Raw genomic sequence first — 17784 nt, 5'->3', positions numbered from 1 at the left:
GAGTTCCAGGGTAGCCGCCCGCACGGTCAGGCGTGCCGTTCCAGCAGCACCGCGTAGAGGGTCAGACCGGGTCCGAAGGCGAGCATCACCACCCGGCGGGGCGAGGGCGCGGCCCGCATCAGACGGTCGAGGATCAGCAGCACCGTCGGGGACGAGCAGTTGCCGTGCTCGTCCAGCGTCGCCCGGGACGCCGCCAACCCGGTCGGCGGCAGCTCCAGTTCGCGCTCCACCACGTTCAGGATGCGGGGGCCGCCCGGGTGCACCGCCCAGCCGTCCACCCCGGACACCGTGGCACCGTGCCGGGCCAGCAGGTCCTCCACCAACCCGCGTACGTGGGTCGACAGCACCTGCGGCACCTTCGGCGAGAGCCCCATCCGGAAGCCGGTGTCGGTCACGTCCCACGTCATGTGGTCGGCGGTGGAGGTGTCGGTGACCGAGGTGACCTCGCGTACCGCGTACCCCCGGCCACCGGGCAGGAGCACGGCGGCGACGGCGGCGTCCGAGAAGAGCGCGTGGGAGACGATCTGCTGAGTGTCCACCCGGGCCGACGAGGGTTGCAGGTGCAGGCTGGTCAACTCGGCGCAGAGCAGCAGCGCCGGGCGGCCCCGGGAGACCACGAAGTCACTCGCCGCACCCAACCCGGGCAGGGCCGCGTAGCACCCCATGTGACCGACGAACATCCGCTGCGTCGTCGGGGACATACCCAGGTCACGGGCGAGCAGGATGTCCAGCCCCGGGGTGGCGTACCCGGTGCAGGAGCAGACCACGAAAAGACCGACGTCCCCGGCGTCCAGGCCGGCCGAGGTCAGCGCACGGCCGACCGCCTCCTTGCCCAGCGGCAGCGCCTCCACCTGGTAGCGGCGCATCCGCCGCTCGGTCGGCCAGTCCGAGACGTCCTCGATCAGCGGACTCACCGCCGCCTGCCGGCGGGTCACCCCCGAGTTCGCGAAGATCCGCTCGGCGAGCGCCCGGGTGCTGCCGGAGTAGTGCCGGGAGAAGAACTTGTCCCATAGTTCCTGCTGGTCGGCCGAGGGCGGATGAGCCGTACCCACACCCGCGATCACCGGTACGGTCACCGTCCCACCTTCCGCTCGCTCGGGCTCCTCACGCTCACCAACGAGGAGCCGACCCGTCACGGTCCGGGTCACCGCCGAGCGCGGCGATCCCCAACCAGTCGGCGCAGACGTCGGAGGTGGCCGGGTGCAGTGATCCGCAACGGGCGTCCCGGTAGAGGCGCTCCAACGGGTGACCACGCCGGGTGGCGGAGGTGCCGGCCGCCTCCAGCATGGACGCGGCAACCTCCGCCGCAGTCGTACCGGCCAGCAGCTTGGCCCGCCACACCCAGCGGTTCGTCTCGGCGTCACCCGGCGCCTCGTCCACCCGACGGGCCGCCTCGGTGACCGCGAGCTGCGCCGCCGCCACCGCCGCGTCGGCCCGCCCCAACCGGGCACGGACCGCCGGCAGATGCGTCAGCCCCCGGGCGTGCAGGTGTTCCGCCGCCGCGTCGATCGACGCCTGCGCCACCCCGACGTAGACGGCGGCGTAGCTGGCCACCAGCCAGTGCGGCATCAGCTGGGCGACCACCAGGGCCAGGCCCTCCACCCCGCCGAGCAGCCGGTCGGCGGGCACGGTGACGTCCAGGTGCAGGTCGTGCGAGGCGGTCGCCCGCATGCCGAGCGCGTCCCAGGTCGGCTCGACGGTCAGACCGTCACCGGCCGGGACCAGGAACTGCGAGACCACCGACGGGTCGGCCGCGCTCCGGGCCGCCACCAGATAACCGTCGGCGTGACCGGCACCCGAGCAGAAGGTCTTGCTGCCCTTGATCCGCCAGCCGCCGTCGACCGGCTCGTAGACCGTGGTTAGCTGGGACAACCGGGCACCGGCGCCGCGCTCGCTCATCGCGACCGCGTACCACGCGCCCTCGGCCGCCGCCCGCAGCAACCGGTCGCGGGCGGCGAGCGCCTCCTCCGGTACGCCCAACGCCTCGGCCAGTTCCTCGGTGACCGCGCCCAGGGCGCCGGTGACCGAGGCGTGCATGTTGAACACCAGCGCCGTGGCGCCGTTGCCCCGCGCCAGTTCGGTGGCGACGGCCGCGTACCCGGCGAACGTCGCCCCGATGCCGCCCAGCTCGGCGGGGACCATCAGCCCGAACAGCCCGGCCGCACCGAGATCGGCGAAGTCATCGACCGGGAACGAACCGTCCCGGTCGTGCTCCGCCGCCCGGGCGGCCAGCCGGGGCGACAGCCTCCGCGCGGCGTCCCACGCTTCGCTCATGCCGGCACTCCGCTGCGCTGCGTGCCGCCATGAGACACCCACGCACCGAGCCGACGACTCGCTCGCTGACGCTCGCTCATGCCGGCACTCCGCTGCGCTGCGTGCCGCCATGAGACACCCACGCACCGAGCCGACGACTCGCTCGCTGACGCTCGCTCATGGAACCCCCTTCTCGGCTTCCCTTACCCCCGCCCGGACCGGCTACCCGCCGTACACCCCGCGTCCCTGGTAGAGCACGGCCGGCGAACCGGTCGGCACGATCCGCGGCGTCTGGCCGGGTGGGGTCGCCGCGCCGCGTACCTGCCGGAGCAGCCAGCGCAGCAGGCCCGGCACCGCCGGACGGACACCCCGGACCCGCAGGTCCACACCGTGCCGGGCGCACTCGGCCACCAGCTCACGATGGTCCACGAACAACCGTGGGTCGTGGATGCCGCGCGGCACGGTCGGCAGCCGTTCGGCGATGCGGACCGCGACCAGCCGACACAGCGCGGTGTCGTTGAGCGTGTCCAGCACCAGCAGCCCGCCGGGACGCAGCAGGCGACACGCCTGCGCCACCACGGCCCGCCAGTCGGGTACGTGTTCCAGCAGCTCACCGGCGGCCACCACGTCGGCGCAGCCGTCGACGAAGGGCACCCGGGTGGCGTCGCCGTTGACCACCGTCACGCCGTGCGCGGCGGCCTGGTTCAGCGCGGAGCGGGTCAGGTCCACCCCCACGTGCCGGTAGCCCTTGCCGACCAGGTGCGGGGCGAGCAGACCGGCGCCGCACCCGAGGTCGACCAGGAGCGCGTCGGGCCGCGTCGCCGGTGGGACCATCGCCGCCCGCGCCTCGGCCAGCCAGTGCAGCATGGCGAACGCGCCGTCCGGTCGCCACCATTCGCCGGCCAGGTCGTCGTACTGACGCGGGTCGTTGCGGGGCAGGCTCAGGCCGGCGTCACGCATTCACCGAGCGTGGCACGACTAGCCGGTAACGACCAGACTTCCGTTATGTCGTCCACGGTGTTAGGGCTGGTCAGAGCGAGCCATCCGGAACCGACGGCGGCCGTCACCACAGTGGCCGGTCTGCTCGCGGCCGGCGTCGGGCATCCGCCCGGCGGGATCGCCGTGGTGGCGCTGACCGTGGCGGCGAGCCAGTTCGCGGTGGGGTGGACGAACGACGCGCTCGACGCCGACCGGGACGCCGCGGTGGGGCGTACCGACAAGCCGGTGGCCGCCGGTGCGGTCAGCCGGCGGGTCGTCGCGGTGGCCGCCGTGCTGGCCGCCGCCACCACCGTGGCGCTGGCCCTGACCACGAACCCGGCCGCAGCCCTCTGCGCCGTCGTCGCGCTGGTCTCGGCCCTGCTGTACGACTGGCCGCTCAAGTGGACCCCGGTCTCGGTGCTGCCGTACGCGATCTCCTTCGGCGCGCTGCCCGCCTTCGTGGTGCTGGCGCTGCCCGGCGCGCCGACGCCGCCGGGGTGGCTGGTCACCGCAGCGGCCCTGCTCGGCGCCGGTGCGCACTTCGCCAACGTGCTGCCCGATTTCGCCGACGATGCCCGGACCGGGGTGCGCGGTCTGCCGCACCGGGTGGGTCCGGCGGGCAGCCGGGCGGCCGCCGTCGGGCTGCTCGTCGCGGCGACCGTCACGCTGGTGCTGGGTCCGCCCGGTCCGCCGTCCGGCCTGGGCCTCGCGGCGGTCGTCGCCGCCGTGGTCATCCTGGTTCTCGCCTGGTACGCCGGACGCACCGCCGACCGACCCGGCGCCCGCTCGGCGGCGGCCTTCCGGGCGGTCATGCTGGTCGCCCTGATCGATGTCGTCCTGCTGGTCACGAGCGGTCGACTGGTCTGACCACGTCCCCCGGCAGGTGGCAGCACCGGGTCGCCGTGCGGGCCACGATCAGCTCCAACTACGCTGGGAAGCGGTCTGTGCGGGGGCATGGCCAGCGGTTCCGGCGACGGCGCCGGGTGTGATCGTGACGAGGAGGACCGACGTGACGCGCTCGATCAGGGGTTCCCGGCGGGCTGCCGTACTGCTGCCCGGGATCGCGGCGGCAGCCGGGATGCTGCTGCTGTCGGGATGCGGCACCGGTCAGATCTCCGAGACGGCGAACAAGGTCCCGTCGATCCAGGGCGTCGACCTCCAGGCCGAGGACGGCCGGTACGGCGTACGCAGCGTGCTGATCTCGTACCCCGGTGTCGAGGGCTACCAGGCCGGCGACGACGCGATCCTGAACGCGCTCTTCTACAACGACTCGCCCGACCCGGTCACCGTGACCGTCACCTCGTCGGACGCCCGCGAGGTCGTGCTCACCACGGTCCAGGCCGCGACCAGCCCCTCGCCCAGCGCCTCGCCCTCGCCGACCGGCTCCCCGTCGCCGGACCCGTCCCCGGAGGGCACCCCCTCCCCGGGCAGTTCCCCGTCGCCGGACGAGACGCCCTCCCCCGACGAGACGCCCTCCCCGGACGAGACCGAGTCGTCGGCCGGCGGCCCGGCCCGGATCGAGATCCCGCCGCTGAGCTACGTGCAGCTCAACACCGAGGGCGAGCAGGTGCTCCAGCTCCTCGGGCTCAACTCGGCACTGCTCGCCGGTCAGAACGTCACGATCAGCTTCGACTTCGGCGACGGCAACACGATCACCAGCCCGGCCCCGGTGGCCGTGCCGCTCAGCCCGGCTCCGCCGCCGTCGCCGATCATCGAGCGGCACACCGAGTTCGAGGGCGAAGGCGGGCACTGACCCGTCCTGCCGGAATGTCCGACGGCACCGTCGGCGTGGTGAACCCATGCCGGCGGTGCCGTCGTCGTACCGGGGGGTTAGCGTCGCTCGGGTGAGCATCTCCCGATCGACCCCGGCCCGGGGAGCGGGTGGCGGGCGCGGCAGGGCCGCCGCTCGCGAGCCCCGCCCCGCGTACGAGTGCGACGCCTGCGGGCACCAGCCACCCAAGTGGGTGGGCCGCTGCCCCGAGTGCGGCGAATGGGGCTCGGTGGTCGAGTGCACCGTCACCGGCCCGACCGTCTCCGGCCGTGTGGTCAGCTCCCGGATGCCCGCCGAGCCGGCCCGCCCCATCGCCACCATCAGCGCCGCACCGGCCCGCGCCCGCCCCACCGGCGTCAGCGAGCTGGACCGGGTGCTCGGCGGCGGGCTGGTGCCCGGGGCGGTGGTGCTGCTCGCCGGTGAGCCCGGGGTCGGCAAGTCCACCCTGCTGCTCGACGTCGCCCAGCAGTGGGCCGTCGGCGCGGGCAGCCCCTCGCTGGTGGTCAGCGGCGAGGAGTCGGTCAGCCAGGTGCGCCTGCGGGCCGAACGCATGGGCACCCTGCACGACCAGCTCTACCTCGCCGCCGAGAGCGACCTCGCGGCGGTGCTCGGCCACCTCGACGCGGTCAAGCCGGGCCTGCTGGTGCTCGACTCGGTCCAGACCATCTCCACCACCGGCACCGAGGGCGTGCCGGGCGGGGTGACCCAGGTGCGGGCGGTCACCGCCGCACTGGTGGCGGTCGCCAAGGAGCGCGGCATCGCGACCGTGCTGGTGGGGCACGTGACCAAGGACGGGCAGGTGGCGGGTCCCCGGGTGTTGGAGCACCTGGTCGACGTGGTGCTGCACTTCGAGGGCGACAAGCACTCCTCGCTGCGGATGGTGCGCGGCGTCAAGAACCGGTTCGGCGCCGCCGACGAGGTGGGCTGCTTCGAGATGCACGAGGGCGGCATCAGCAGCCTCGCCGACCCGTCCGGGCTGTTCCTTACCCGCTACAGCGAGCCGGTGCCGGGCACCTGCGTGACGGTGGCGATGGAGGGACGCCGGGCACTGGTGACGGAGGTGCAGGCGTTGATCGGTGCCGCCGTGGCCGGTTCGCCCCGGCGTACCGTCTCCGGGCTGGACTCGGCCCGGCTGGCGATGGTGCTGGCGGTGCTCCAGCGCCGCACCGAGCGGCTCACCCTGCACGACCGGGAGGTCTTCGCGGCCACCGTCGGCGGCATCCGGGTGGTGGAGCCGGCGGCGGACCTGGCGGTCGCGCTCGCGGTCGCCTCCGGCGGCCTGAACCTGGCGATCGCGCCGCACCTGGTGGCGATCGGCGAGGTCGGCCTGACCGGCGAGGTACGCCGGGTGGGAGCGGTGCCGCGCCGGCTGTCCGAGGCGGCCCGGCTCGGGTTCCGGCTGGCCCTGGTGCCGCCCGGTTGCGGCCCGGCGAGCACCGGCGCCGGCCCGGAGCAGATGCGGGTGGTGGAGGTGGGCGACGTCCGGGCGGCGTTGCAGGCCGCAGCCCGGGCCTCGGCGGAGTGAGCCGCGTCTCCGACGGACGGGACGGACGGCACGGGCCGAATCGTGACACATCCCAGTAACCACGGGAGCACCCACCGCAGGGCAGTCCGTAGACTGTGCCCGTGCCGATCGACCGCGAAGCCACCAAGCCTGCCGGCGCGACACCCCACGCCCGCACCGGTGCCGTGGGCTCGCCCGCTCGTCCGATCAGCGTCAGCGTGACCGGAGGCGGCAGCGTCGGCGACCCGCTGCGCGCGAATCTGGCGCTGATGGCACCGGGCACCGCGCTTCGCGACGGCCTGGAGCGCATCCTGCGCGGTCGCACCGGCGCACTGATCGTCCTCGGGTACGACAAGGTGGTCGAGGGTCTGTGCACCGGCGGTTTCCCGCTGGACGTCGAGTTCTCCGCGACCCGGGTCCGTGAGCTGTGCAAGATGGACGGCGCGGTGGTGCTCTCCAGCGACGGCACCCGCATCGTCCGGGCCGCGGTGCACCTGATGCCCGACCCGACGATCCCGACCGAGGAGTCGGGCACCCGGCACCGCACCGCCGAGCGGGTCGCCCGGCAGACGGGCTACCCGGTGATCTCGGTCAGCCAGTCGATGCGGATCATCAGCCTCTACGTCAACGGCCAGCGGCACGTGCTGGACGACTCGGCGGCCATCCTGTCCCGGGCCAACCAGGCGCTGGCCACCCTGGAGCGCTACAAGCTCCGGCTGGACGAGGTCTCCGGCACCCTCTCCGCGCTGGAGATCGAGGACCTGGTCACCGTCCGGGACGCGGTCGCCGTGGTGCAGCGGCTGGAGATGGTCCGCCGGATCGCCGACGAGATCGCCGGCTACGTGGTCGAGCTGGGCACCGACGGCCGACTGCTCGCCCTGCAACTCGACGAGCTGATGGCCGGCGTGGACGCCGACCGCACCCTGGTCATCCGGGACTACCTGCCCACCGGCCGTAAGCCCCGCACCCTCGACGAGGCCCTGGTCGAGCTGGACCTGCTCAGCGCCACCGAGCTGATCGACCTGGTCTCCGTCGCCAAGGCGATCGGTTACCCGGCCGCGTCCGACGCGCTGGAGGCAGCGGTCAGCCCGCGCGGCTTCCGGCTGCTGGCCAAGGTGCCCCGACTGCCGGTGGCGGTGGTGGACCGGCTGGTGCTGCACTTCGGCAGCCTCCAGCGGCTGCTCGGCGCGACGGTCGAGGACCTCCAGGCCGTCGAGGGCGTCGGCGACGCGCGGGCCCGGGGCGTACGCGAGGGGCTCTCCCGGCTCGCCGAGGCGTCCATCCTGGAACGCTACGTCTGACCCGGGCCGCGATCACCGGCCCGGCCCGGTCCCGCCCGGTCAGCCCGTCAGACGGATCTTGGCCGGCTGGCTCAGCCGGGTCCCCACCCGCGCGAAGACCTCGTACGTCCCGGCCTGCACGACCGGGCCGTTCGCCACTCCCTCGGCGCACCGGCTGCTGTCCTTGCCGTTCCAGCCGACCTGGTAGGAGCGCTCGAAGCCCGGCGTGAAGGACTGCGTGTCCGACCCGGAGGCGGCACCGCAGGTGTCCGAGGACCAGACCACCTCGGCGCCGGACTTGATGAAGATCTCCTGCGCGTCCGCGCCGACGTCCCGGCTGCACGTCCGCTCCGACCGGTTGCGGATCTTCAGATGCAGATCGACGGCGGCGCCGCGCACCACCTCGCCGGGCAGGGCCTGGGCGGTCACCACGATCTCACTGTCGGTGCAGGTTCCGTCATCGGTCGAGGTGTTGTTGACCGGCGGGTCGTTACTGAGCGACGGCTCGGTCGACGGACTGGAGGCCGGGTCACCGGAGGGCGTCGTCGGACCGGTCCCGGCGTCGCCCGACGGAGGCGAGCCGGTCTCCGGGGTCAACACCGACCCGGTCGGCTCCGGCGTACCGGTCGACACCCCGGGATCGGGCTGACCGTCGCCGGTCGCACCGGGCTCGCTGCTCTGCCCGTTACAGGAGTAGAGCACGACAACCAGCAGGAGCAGGACCGCGCCGAGCACGACGGCACGACGCCGCCAGTACACCGCGGGAGACAGGGGGCCGACCGTCAGACGCATGATGCCCCCACCGTAGCGGCGTCGCACGCGACGGACGGTAGCGACGCGCCGGGGTCGACCGGACCCATCGGAACCCACCCTCCATTCACGACGGTGCGGGGCGTCGGCAGCGCCGATTCGTCACTCACCGTATCGACCCGCCCTCGGTCAGAGATACACCTTGCGTTGGTAGATCGCGTGCGCGCCGGCCACCCGGTCCAGGAACAACAGCCCGGCGCAGTGGTCGATCTCGTGTTGCAGGGCCCGCGCCTCGAAACCGTCGGTGACCAGGCGAACCAGCTCGCCGCTGCCCGGCAGCGTCCCCTCGACCACGAGCCGGCTGGCGCGCTTGACGTCACCGGTCAGGTCCGGCACCGACATGCACCCCTCCCGGCCCGCCTTCCACCGGGTCGCCTCGACCACCCGGGCGTTGCAGAGCGCGAACGTGCCGTGCACCGTGACCGCCTTGGAATGGCCCGTCACGTTGACCGCGAACACGTGTGCCCCCACCCCCACCTGCGGTGCGGCCAGGCCGACGCAGCCGGGCGAGACCCGCATGGTGGCGATCAGGTCGGCCGCCAGCCGGACGGTCTCCTCGGCGGTGGGGTCGACCTCCGCGCCGGCCCGGCTGAGCACCGTGTGCGGGGCGGAGACCACCGGCAGCACCGCGCCGGTGCCCAGGGACTCGGGCGTCCACTCCCCCAGCCCGGCGTACGCCTCGGCGGTCAGGTCCGGCGTACCCGCGTCGCCGCTCACAGCAGATCCGGTTCGGCGGGACGGAGAGTGACGTCGACACCGAGATTCGTGGCGGCCTCGGCCAGCCGGGCGGCGAGCGGCTCGGCCGCGCCCGGGGGCACCTCGACCTCCGCCACCACCACGTAGAGCGACCCCACCAACCGGGTACTCAGGTCGGTGACGTTACCGCCGGCCTCGGTCAGCACCCGGGTCATCGCGGCCACGATGCCCATCCGGTCCGCCCCGTGCACCGCCACCACGTACGGCTCGCCGGCCGGAGCCGTCTCCCCGTCGGGCGTCACCTCGCGTACGGTGGCCAGCAGTTGACCGTCGGCGGTCAGCGTGACCAACGCGGCCTCCACCTCGGCGGCGGCCGGGCCCACACAGATGAGGGTCATCGCGAAGTGTCCGCGCAGCCGGGTCATGGTGCTGTCGGTGAGGTTCGCCCCGAGTCGGGCCAGCACCTCGGCGACGTCGGCCACGATGCCGGGTCGGTCCCGGCCGATGACGGTGATCGCGAGCTCGTTCATCCGGGCATTCTCCCCGATCCACGTCCGCCGACGGTGGCGGCCCGCCCGGACCGTCCAGTCGGCGGAATCCGGCACCCGTGGCATGATCGGCGACGCGATGACAGAAACCACCTTCGCCGGCCAGGTGAGCCGGTGGTACGAGCGCAACGCGCGGGACCTGCCGTGGCGCCATCCCGACGTCAGCCCGTGGGCCATCCTGGTCAGCGAGGTCATGCTCCAGCAGACCCCGGTGGTCCGGGTACTGCCCGCATGGGAGGCGTGGCTGGCACGCTGGTCCACTCCGGCGGCACTGGCGCAGGACACCCCGGCCGAGGCGATCCGGATGTGGGGGCGGCTCGGCTACCCCCGCCGGGCGGTCCGGCTGCGGGAGTGCGCGGTCGCCGTCGTGGAGCGGCACGGCGGCCAGGTCCCTGATCAACTGGAGCAGTTGCTCGCCCTGCCCGGGGTCGGCACGTACACGGCGCGGGCGGTGGCGGCCTTCGCGTACGGGCAGCGGCATCCGGTGGTCGACACCAACGTGCGGCGGGTGGTCTGCCGCGCGATCGCCGGGGAGCCGGACGCCGGCCCGGCGACCCGACCGGCGGACCTGGTCGCCACCGAGGAACTGCTGCCGATCGAACCGGCGGCCGCCGCCCTGGCCAGCGCCGCCTTCATGGAGCTGGGCGCGGTGGTCTGCACCGCCCGCTCGCCTCGCTGCGGTGTCTGCCCGGTCGAGGCGACCTGTGCGTGGCGGGCGTCCGGCCAGGTCGCCCCGGACGGCCCGACGCGCCGTCCGCAGCGGTACGCCGGCACCGACCGCCAGGTACGCGGCCTCCTGCTCGGGGTGCTGCGCGAGGCGACCGGCCCGGTGCCGCACCAACGCCTGGACCAGGTCTGGTCGGACGACATGCAGCGGGCGCGGGCACTGGCCGGTCTGGTGACCGACGGTCTGGTCGAGCCGGTCGGCGAAAGCGCGTTCCGCCTGGTCGGCGACGGTCCACCGGCCCCGGTCCCGACCTGATCGCAGTAGCGGGCCGGCTCCCGGGTAAGGAGCCGGCCCGCAGAGTTCTGCCTGGTGTGGCACTGATCCGTCCCGGTATGCCGGCCCGGTCGGTGTCGCTCGGTCAGGCGGAGTAGCCGCGGCTGGCGATCCAGTCCGCCAGCACTTCGGTGTCCATCCAGTACTCGGCCTTGGCGGGATCCGCCGAGTCGGCGATCTTCACCTGGCTGCCGCCGTCCCGATAACCGGTCACCGAGATGTAGTGGCCGGACTCGAACGAGTGGCTGCCTCCGCCGAGGTCGACTGCGGTGCCGAAGACGTTGGCCACCACGCTCCGGTCGTCGTCGACGGTACGGACGATGTCCTCGCGCAACCGCTCGGTCTCGGCCTCGTCGGCGACCTGGCCGGGGATCTCCACGGTGCGGTAGACGTCCTTACCGGCCTTGTTGTTCAACGCCTTGGTGATCACGAACGCCGAGTCGGTGCCCCGCTCGGTGGTGCCCATCTCGCGGGCCAGGTCGTCCTGCGAGACGTCCTTGTCCATCACGCTGAGGGCGTTCCGCACCGCGGCCGGACCGCAGTAGTAGAAGTTCGGCTGGGCCTGGTAGCGGACCTTCAGCTGCCGCTCGCCCTTGCCGTGGCCGCGCTCCGTCACGGTGGCCAGGGCGTCGGTGCTGTTCGTCGCCCCCACCGCGGCCATCGGACCGCTGATCATCCCACCGGCACAGACGGCACCGGCGGCGGTCAGCGCGGCCTTACGCATCAATGTCGTCATGGTCATTCCTCCAGCTCGGGGGATCGACACGACACCCGGGACTGCCGAGAGGGTGGATGCCGCGTCGGAGGGAAGAAGCAGGTGACACCACGAACGGTGGGGTGCCCCGCCATGGGTGCAACGGCTCGGATAGGCCACACATTCCGGGCTTACCGGGCGTACGCCGATCCCGCTCTGCGGTGCGCCGCGACTACCTGGCCACCAGAGCCACCACGGCCACCCCCGGTGCAACCGCTCGGGGCGCCGACCCATGCCCGGCGGCCGGGTGACAGGGTCCTTCCGGCGCCCTCGCTGAGCGGAATGTAACCGGGTGCGCTGAAGCATCCGACTGTCCGGTTCGAGGATCCGCACCGAAGCGGCGACACACGACGGCGGCCCGGTGGCAGGTGCCACCGGGCCGCCGCTGGTCGAACCAGCCGACTACCTACTCGTCTGCGCCTGCCGCGGCGGTGCTGCCGCCGAGGTCGGCCGGGACCGCGTCCGGCACGGTGACCGGCCGGTCGGAGCCCTTGAAGACGAGCTTGGACTTGTCGATGTCGTTCGGGTCGCCCTCGCAGTCGACCACCACGATCTGACCGGGGGTCAGCTCGTTGAACAGGATCCGCTCGGACAGGTTGTCCTCGATGTCGCGCTGGATCGTGCGACGCAGCGGCCGAGCGCCGAGGACCGGGTCGAAGCCCTTCAGCGCCAGGTACTTCTTGGCGTTGTCGGTCAACTCGAGACCCATGTCCTTGTTGCGCAGCTGGGTCTCGATCCGGGCGATCATGATGTCCACGATCTGGAGGATCTCGTTCTGACGCAGCTGGTGGAAGACGATGGTGTCGTCGATGCGGTTGAGGAACTCGGGCCGGAAGTGCTGCTTGAGTTCGTCGTTGACCTTCTGCTTCATGCGGTCGTAGTTGGACTCGGAGTCCTCCGACTGCTGGAAGCCGAGCGAGACCGCCTTGGCCACGTCCCTCGTACCGAGGTTGGTGGTCAGGATGATGACCGTGTTCTTGAAGTCCACGATCCGGCCCTGACCGTCGGTGAGCCGACCGTCCTCCAGGATCTGGAGCAGCGTGTTGAACACGTCCGGGTGGGCCTTCTCGATCTCGTCGAAGAGGACCACCGAGAACGGCCGACGCCGCACCTTCTCGGTCAGCTGCCCGCCCTCGTCGTAGCCGACGTAGCCGGGAGGCGCACCGACGAGCCGCGACACGGTGTACCGGTCGTGGAACTCGGACATGTCCAGCTGGATCAGGGCGTCCTCGCTGCCGAACAGGAACTCGGCGAGCGCCTTGGACAGCTCGGTCTTACCGACACCCGACGGGCCGGCGAAGATGAACGAGCCCGACGGACGCTTCGGGTCCTTCAGGCCGGCGCGGGTACGCCGGATCGCCTTCGAGACCGCCTTGACGGCGTCCTCCTGCCCGATGACGCGCTTGTGAAGCTCGTCCTCCATGCGCAGCAGGCGCGAGGTCTCCTCCTCGGTCAGCTTGTAGACCGGGATGCCCGTCCAGTTGCCCAGCACCTCGGCGATCTGCTCGTCGTCGACCTCACTGACGACGTCGAGGTCGCCGGCCTTCCACTCCTTCTCCCGCTGCGCCTTCTGGCCCAGCAGCTGCTTCTCCTTGTCGCGCAGCTGAGCGGCGCGCTCGAAGTCCTGCGCGTCGATCGCGGACTCCTTGTCCCGGCGCACCTGGGCGATCCGCTCGTCGAAGTCACGCAGGTCCGGCGGCGCGGTCATCCGGCGGATCCGCATCCGGGCCCCGGCCTCGTCGATCAGGTCGATCGCCTTGTCCGGCAGGAACCGGTCGGAGATGTACCGGTCGGCCAGCGTCGCCGCCGCCACCAGCGCCGCGTCCGTGATGCTCACCCGGTGGTGCGCCTCGTACCGGTCCCGCAGGCCCTTGAGAATCTCGATGGTGTGGGCCAGCGAGGGCTCACCCACCTGGATCGGCTGGAAACGACGCTCCAACGCGGCGTCCTTCTCCAGGTGCTTGCGGTACTCGTCCAGCGTCGTCGCGCCGATGGTCTGCAGCTCACCACGGGCCAGCATCGGCTTGAGGATGCTCGCCGCGTCGATCGCGCCCTCGGCGGCGCCCGCACCGACCAGGGTGTGGATCTCGTCGATGAACAGGATGATGTCGCCCCGGGTGCGGATCTCCTTGAGCACCTTCTTCAGGCGCTCCTCGAAGTCACCCCGGTAGCGGGAGCCCGCCACCAGCGCACCCAGGTCGAGCGTGTAGAGCTGCTTGTCCTTCAGCGTCTCGGGCACCTCGCCCTTGATGATCTTCTGGGACAGGCCCTCCACCACGGCGGTCTTGCCGACGCCGGGCTCACCAATCAGGACCGGGTTGTTCTTGGTCCGGCGGGAGAGCACCTGCATCACCCGCTCGATCTCCTTCTCGCGCCCGATCACCGGGTCGAGCTTGCCCTCCCGGGCCGCCTGGGTCAGGTTCCGCCCGAACTGGTCGAGCACCAGGCTGGTCGACGGGGCCGCCTCGCCCGGGGCGGTGCCGGCGGCGGCCGGCTCCTTGCCCTGGTAGCCGGAGAGCAGCTGGATCACCTGCTGGCGGACCCGGTTCAGGTCGGCGCCCAGCTTCACCAGCACCTGCGCGGCCACGCCCTCGCCCTCGCGGATGAGACCGAGCAGGATGTGCTCCGTGCCGATGTAGTTGTGGCCGAGTTGCAGAGCCTCGCGCAGCGACAGCTCCAACACCTTCTTGGCCCGCGGCGTGAACGGGATGTGCCCGCTCGGCGCCTGCTGGCCCTGGCCGATGATCTCCTCCACCTGCTGGCGGACGCCCTCCAGCGAGATCCCCAGGCTCTCCAGGGCCTTCGCCGCGACGCCCTCGCCCTCGTGGATCAGGCCCAACAGGATGTGTTCCGTACCGATGTAGTTGTGGTTGAGCATCCGGGCCTCTTCTTGGGCCAGGACGACAACCCGTCGCGCTCGGTCGGTGAACCGCTCGAACATGCCCTCGTGCTCCTCACGTGCCGTGCGCACTCGATCTTGGTGGTCAAGACTCTCGGCGGGGCCGGATACGCAAGCGCCCGGGACGGGCGTCCGCGCCTCTTTACTCTATCGCCGCGGACCGACTCGGCTGACCTCGTGTGTCTCCGACGATGGCCCGGTACGCGTCGTTTTGCACAACCCTCCACGCTCAACGGGTGTTCCGGGCATGGTGCGTGTACGCGCAGAGCGAAATTCGAGCACGAGCCGGGGGCCGCCGGAAGCACCGCACGGAGCCCTCCCGACACCGGACGGTCACCCCTCGCCCGTTGTCCACAGGCTGTGGACAAACCGTCCACCGGCTGTGGACAACGGGCGGCGCGCCCCGTACGGCCGGACGACCGCGCCGGCCCGGAGAGGCGCTCCGAACCGGCGTGGCGGACGGCCTGGTCTCAGTGACCGGCCTTGGAGTGGTACTCGTCGACGATCTCCTGGGGGATCCGGCCCCGGTCCGAGATCTCCTTGCCGGCCTTGCGGGCCCAGGCGCGGATGGCCTTGTTCTGCTCGCGGTCCGCCGTGGCGCCGCCCCGGCCCCGGGCGGCACGCCCACCGACGACCACACCGCCGCGTCCCACCTTCGATCCACCAGCGATGTACGGCGCGAATGCCTCACGCAATTTCTCGGCGTTCGAACCCGACAGGTCGATCTCGTACTGAACGCCGTCGAGCGCGAACTTGACAGTCTCGTCCGCGTCCCCGCCGTCCAGGTCATCGACCAGCCTCTGAATGATCTGCTTGGCCACGTCCCACATTCCTTTCGCGCAGGGTTCGGTGCACCTGCCAGTTACCAGAGCACAATAGCTCGTCAGATGCTTGTTACGTCAATGGGATCCGGTAACGCGGCGGAAAGTTCCGTGTCGACTACTCGGGGCGAACCAAGGGGAACAGGATGGTTTCCCGAATTCCAAGACCGGTCAGCGCCATCAGGAGCCGGTCGATTCCCATTCCCATGCCACCCGCCGGCGGCATTCCGTACTCCATCGCCCGGAGAAAGTCCTCGTCGAGCCGCATCGCCTCGTCGTCGCCACGGGCACCCAGCTGCGCCTGCGCGACCAGCCGTTCCCGCTGCACCACCGGGTCGACCAGCTCCGAGTACGCGGTGGCCAGTTCGACCCCGCGCACGTACAGGTCCCACTTCTCGGCCAGCCCCGGCTCCTCGCGGTGCCCACGCGTCAGCGGGCTGGTCTCCTCCGGGTAGTCCCGCACGAAGGTGGGTGCCACCAGGCCGGGCACGACCAACTCCTCGAACAGTTCCTCGACCAGCTTGCCCGACCCCCACCTGGGGTCGACGGTGAGGCCCACCTTGTCCGCGTACTCGACCAGGCGGCGGTGCTCGGTGCGGACCGTGACCTCGTCACCGAGTGCCTCGGAAAGCACGCCGAACAAGCTCACCGAACGCCACTCACCGCCGAGGTCGAACTCCTGACCGTCGGCGTGAGTGACCACCGTCGACCCGGCGACCGCCATCGCCGCCTGTTGCACGAGATTGCGGGTCAGTTCGGCCATCGTGTTGTAGTCGCCGTACGCCTCGTACACCTCCAGCATCGCGAACTCCGGCGAGTGCGAGGAGTCGATGCCCTCATTACGGAAGTTACGGTTGATCTCGAAGACTCGCTCGACACCGCCGACCACGGCGCGCTTGAGAAACAGTTCCGGTGCGATTCGCAGATACAGGTCGGTGTCGAGTGCATTGCTGTGGGTCACGAAAGGACGGGCCGTCGCGCCACCGTGCAGCAACTGCAACATCGGGGTCTCCACCTCGAGGAAACCCGTGTCGTGCAGGGAATCGCGAAGACTACGGACCGCCGTTGCCCGCGTGCGTACCATCTGGCGGGCCTGCGGGCGCACGATCAGGTCGACGTAGCGCTGCCGGACCCGGGCCTCCTCGCTCAGCGGCTTGTGCGCCACCGGCAGCGGGCGCAGCGCCTTCGCGGTGGTCACCCACTCCTGCGCCAGCACCGACAACTCGCCCCGGCGGCTGCTGATCACCTCGCCGGTGACCCCGACGAGGTCACCGAGGTCGACCAGCCGCTTCCAGTCCTCCAGCCGCTCGGGGCCGACCCGGTCCAGCGAGAGCATCGCCTGGAGCTCGGTGCCGTCGCCGTCGCGCAGCGTGGCGAAACAGAGCTTGCCGGTGTTCCGTACGAAGATCACCCGGCCGGTCACCGACACCTGGTCGCCCGTCGCGGTGTCCGTCGGCAGGTCGGCGTAGCGTTCCCGCACCTGGGCCAGGGTGCTGGTCCGCAGGAAGCTGACCGGGTACGGCTCGACGCCGTCGGCGAGCATCCGGTCCCGCTTCTCCCGGCGGACCTTCATCTGCTCGGGAAGGTCGTCGGCGGGGTCGACTGGCACGGGGCTCTGCTGGGTCACGGCACGCTTCCTCAGTGGGAGATTTCGGGCGAGGTCAGGCCCGAGCGTACTCAAGCCCTCCGGCGGCCGTCGGCGGATAGCCTGCCGGTCATGACGCATCCCACCGAGGCCCGCTCGTTCGGTCCGGCGGCGGCCGACTACGACCGCTACCGGCCCCGCTACCCGGAGGCGGCACTGCACTGGGCGCTGGACGGACTGGCCCGGCCCGCCCGGGTGGTCGACCTGGCGGCCGGCACCGGCATCCTCACCCGTGGCCTGCTCGCCCTGGGACACGAGGTGATCGCCGTGGAACCCGACCCCGAGATGCGCGCCCACCTGGTCGCCACCACCCCGGGGGTACGCGCGGAGGCCGGTGCCGCGGAGTCCATGCCGCTACCCGACGGGTACGCCGACGCCGTCCTCGCCGGTCAGGCGTACCACTGGTTCGACCGGGAGACGGCGCACGCCGAGATCGCCCGGGTGCTGCGCCCCGGCGGCGTCTTCGCCCCGATCTGGAACCTCCGGGACGAGCGCGTCGACTGGGTGACCGAGCTGAGCCGGATCGCCGAGATCGGGGACACCGTCGACCACCTGCGCCAGACCGTCACCGACTTCGGCGACGCCTTCGGCCCACCCGAGTGGGCCGAGTTCCCCCACACCACCACGCTGACCCGCGACGACCTGCTGGGCCTGGTCCGGACCCGCTCCCACTACCTGACCGCCGCCCCCGCCCGCCAGGCCGAGGTCGACCACCGGGTCCGCCACCTCCTCGACACCCACCCCGCCCTGACCGCCCGGGGCCTCATAACCCTCCCCTACCGCACCCTCACCGCCCGCACCCACAAACCCTGACCCACCCACCCC

General features: G+C 71.9%; 16 protein-coding genes. 6 read left to right on the top strand and 10 right to left on the bottom strand.

Translation table 11 applies throughout. From position 1 onward, the window contains the following. Positions 1-26 precede the first annotated feature (26 nt). The 3 genes from ABZ738_RS00850 to ABZ738_RS00840 all read right to left on the bottom strand — a co-directional run bounded on the left by ABZ738_RS00850 (position 27) and on the right by ABZ738_RS00840 (position 3213). On the bottom strand, positions 27-1076 hold the full coding sequence (locus ABZ738_RS00850) for a type III polyketide synthase (RefSeq protein WP_357210178.1): 1050 nt from the start codon (positions 1074-1076) through the stop codon (positions 27-29). Positions 1077-1110: 34 nt separating this feature from the next. Beyond that, positions 1111-2274: an acyl-CoA dehydrogenase family protein gene (locus tag ABZ738_RS00845; RefSeq protein WP_176095405.1), complete on the bottom strand. Its 1164-nt coding sequence runs from the start codon at positions 2272-2274 to the stop codon at positions 1111-1113. Between the two features lie 201 nt (positions 2275-2475). Continuing rightward, on the bottom strand, positions 2476-3213 hold the full coding sequence (locus ABZ738_RS00840; protein ID WP_131057768.1) for a methyltransferase domain-containing protein: 738 nt from the start codon (positions 3211-3213) through the stop codon (positions 2476-2478). 45 nt (positions 3214-3258) lie between these two features. Between ABZ738_RS00840 and ABZ738_RS00835 the strand changes: the two genes are divergently transcribed. The 4 genes from ABZ738_RS00835 to disA all read left to right on the top strand — a co-directional run bounded on the left by ABZ738_RS00835 (position 3259) and on the right by disA (position 7807). After that, the gene (locus tag ABZ738_RS00835; RefSeq protein ID WP_176095407.1) at positions 3259-4098 is read left to right on the top strand and encodes a UbiA family prenyltransferase; all 840 of its coding nucleotides are present in this window, start codon (positions 3259-3261) and stop codon (positions 4096-4098) included. 142 nt (positions 4099-4240) lie between these two features. Further along, a complete protein-coding gene (locus tag ABZ738_RS00830; RefSeq protein WP_176095408.1) occupies positions 4241-4984 on the top strand; it encodes a hypothetical protein in 744 nt (247 codons plus the stop codon). Positions 4985-5075: 91 nt separating this feature from the next. Next, the gene (gene radA / locus ABZ738_RS00825; RefSeq protein ID WP_176095409.1) at positions 5076-6527 is read left to right on the top strand and encodes a DNA repair protein RadA; all 1452 of its coding nucleotides are present in this window, start codon (positions 5076-5078) and stop codon (positions 6525-6527) included. 101 nt (positions 6528-6628) lie between these two features. Next, a complete protein-coding gene (disA, locus tag ABZ738_RS00820; RefSeq protein WP_131056261.1) occupies positions 6629-7807 on the top strand; it encodes a DNA integrity scanning diadenylate cyclase DisA in 1179 nt (392 codons plus the stop codon). A 39-nt stretch (positions 7808-7846) separates the two neighbouring features. Here disA and ABZ738_RS00815 read toward each other — a convergent pair whose 3' ends face one another. From ABZ738_RS00815 to ABZ738_RS00805, 3 genes are all read right to left on the bottom strand, one after another. Continuing rightward, a complete protein-coding gene (locus tag ABZ738_RS00815; RefSeq protein WP_176096041.1) occupies positions 7847-8578 on the bottom strand; it encodes a hypothetical protein in 732 nt (243 codons plus the stop codon). Positions 8579-8725: 147 nt separating this feature from the next. Next, on the bottom strand, positions 8726-9286 hold the full coding sequence (locus ABZ738_RS00810) for a peptide deformylase (RefSeq protein WP_131056263.1): 561 nt from the start codon (positions 9284-9286) through the stop codon (positions 8726-8728). Between the two features lie 23 nt (positions 9287-9309). Next, a complete protein-coding gene (locus ABZ738_RS00805) occupies positions 9310-9822 on the bottom strand; it encodes an ACT domain-containing protein (RefSeq protein WP_131056257.1) in 513 nt (170 codons plus the stop codon). Positions 9823-9919: 97 nt separating this feature from the next. Here ABZ738_RS00805 and ABZ738_RS00800 point away from each other — a divergent pair, with 97 nt between their 5' ends. Beyond that, entirely contained in the window at positions 9920-10822 is a 903-nt protein-coding gene (locus ABZ738_RS00800) for an A/G-specific adenine glycosylase (RefSeq protein WP_357210901.1), read from the top strand. A 103-nt stretch (positions 10823-10925) separates the two neighbouring features. Here the strand turns inward: ABZ738_RS00800 and ABZ738_RS00795 are convergent, their stop codons facing one another. From ABZ738_RS00795 to lysS, 4 genes are all read right to left on the bottom strand, one after another. Then, the gene (locus tag ABZ738_RS00795) at positions 10926-11582 is read right to left on the bottom strand and encodes a C39 family peptidase (RefSeq protein WP_131053722.1); all 657 of its coding nucleotides are present in this window, start codon (positions 11580-11582) and stop codon (positions 10926-10928) included. Between the two features lie 418 nt (positions 11583-12000). Beyond that, positions 12001-14535: an ATP-dependent Clp protease ATP-binding subunit gene (locus tag ABZ738_RS00790; protein ID WP_131053723.1), complete on the bottom strand. Its 2535-nt coding sequence runs from the start codon at positions 14533-14535 to the stop codon at positions 12001-12003. Between the two features lie 428 nt (positions 14536-14963). Further along, positions 14964-15314 carry an Lsr2 family protein gene (locus ABZ738_RS00785; protein WP_162854363.1) on the bottom strand — a complete coding sequence of 117 codons (351 nt, stop codon included), beginning with the start codon at positions 15312-15314 and terminating at the stop codon, positions 14964-14966. A 118-nt stretch (positions 15315-15432) separates the two neighbouring features. Continuing rightward, a complete protein-coding gene (gene lysS / locus ABZ738_RS00780) occupies positions 15433-16941 on the bottom strand; it encodes a lysine--tRNA ligase (protein WP_131053720.1) in 1509 nt (502 codons plus the stop codon). Between the two features lie 90 nt (positions 16942-17031). On the opposite strand from lysS, the gene ABZ738_RS00775 reads away from it, so the two are divergent. Further along, on the top strand, positions 17032-17772 hold the full coding sequence (locus tag ABZ738_RS00775) for a class I SAM-dependent methyltransferase (protein ID WP_357210173.1): 741 nt from the start codon (positions 17032-17034) through the stop codon (positions 17770-17772). The last annotated feature ends 12 nt before the right edge of the window (positions 17773-17784 follow it).

Source organism: Micromonospora sp. NPDC047793 (genome assembly GCF_040642635.1).
Lineage (GTDB): Bacteria > Actinomycetota > Actinomycetes > Mycobacteriales > Micromonosporaceae > Micromonospora.
The sequence above is the reverse complement of the archived record's forward strand: the minus strand, read 5'-3'. Positions and strand labels throughout refer to the sequence as shown.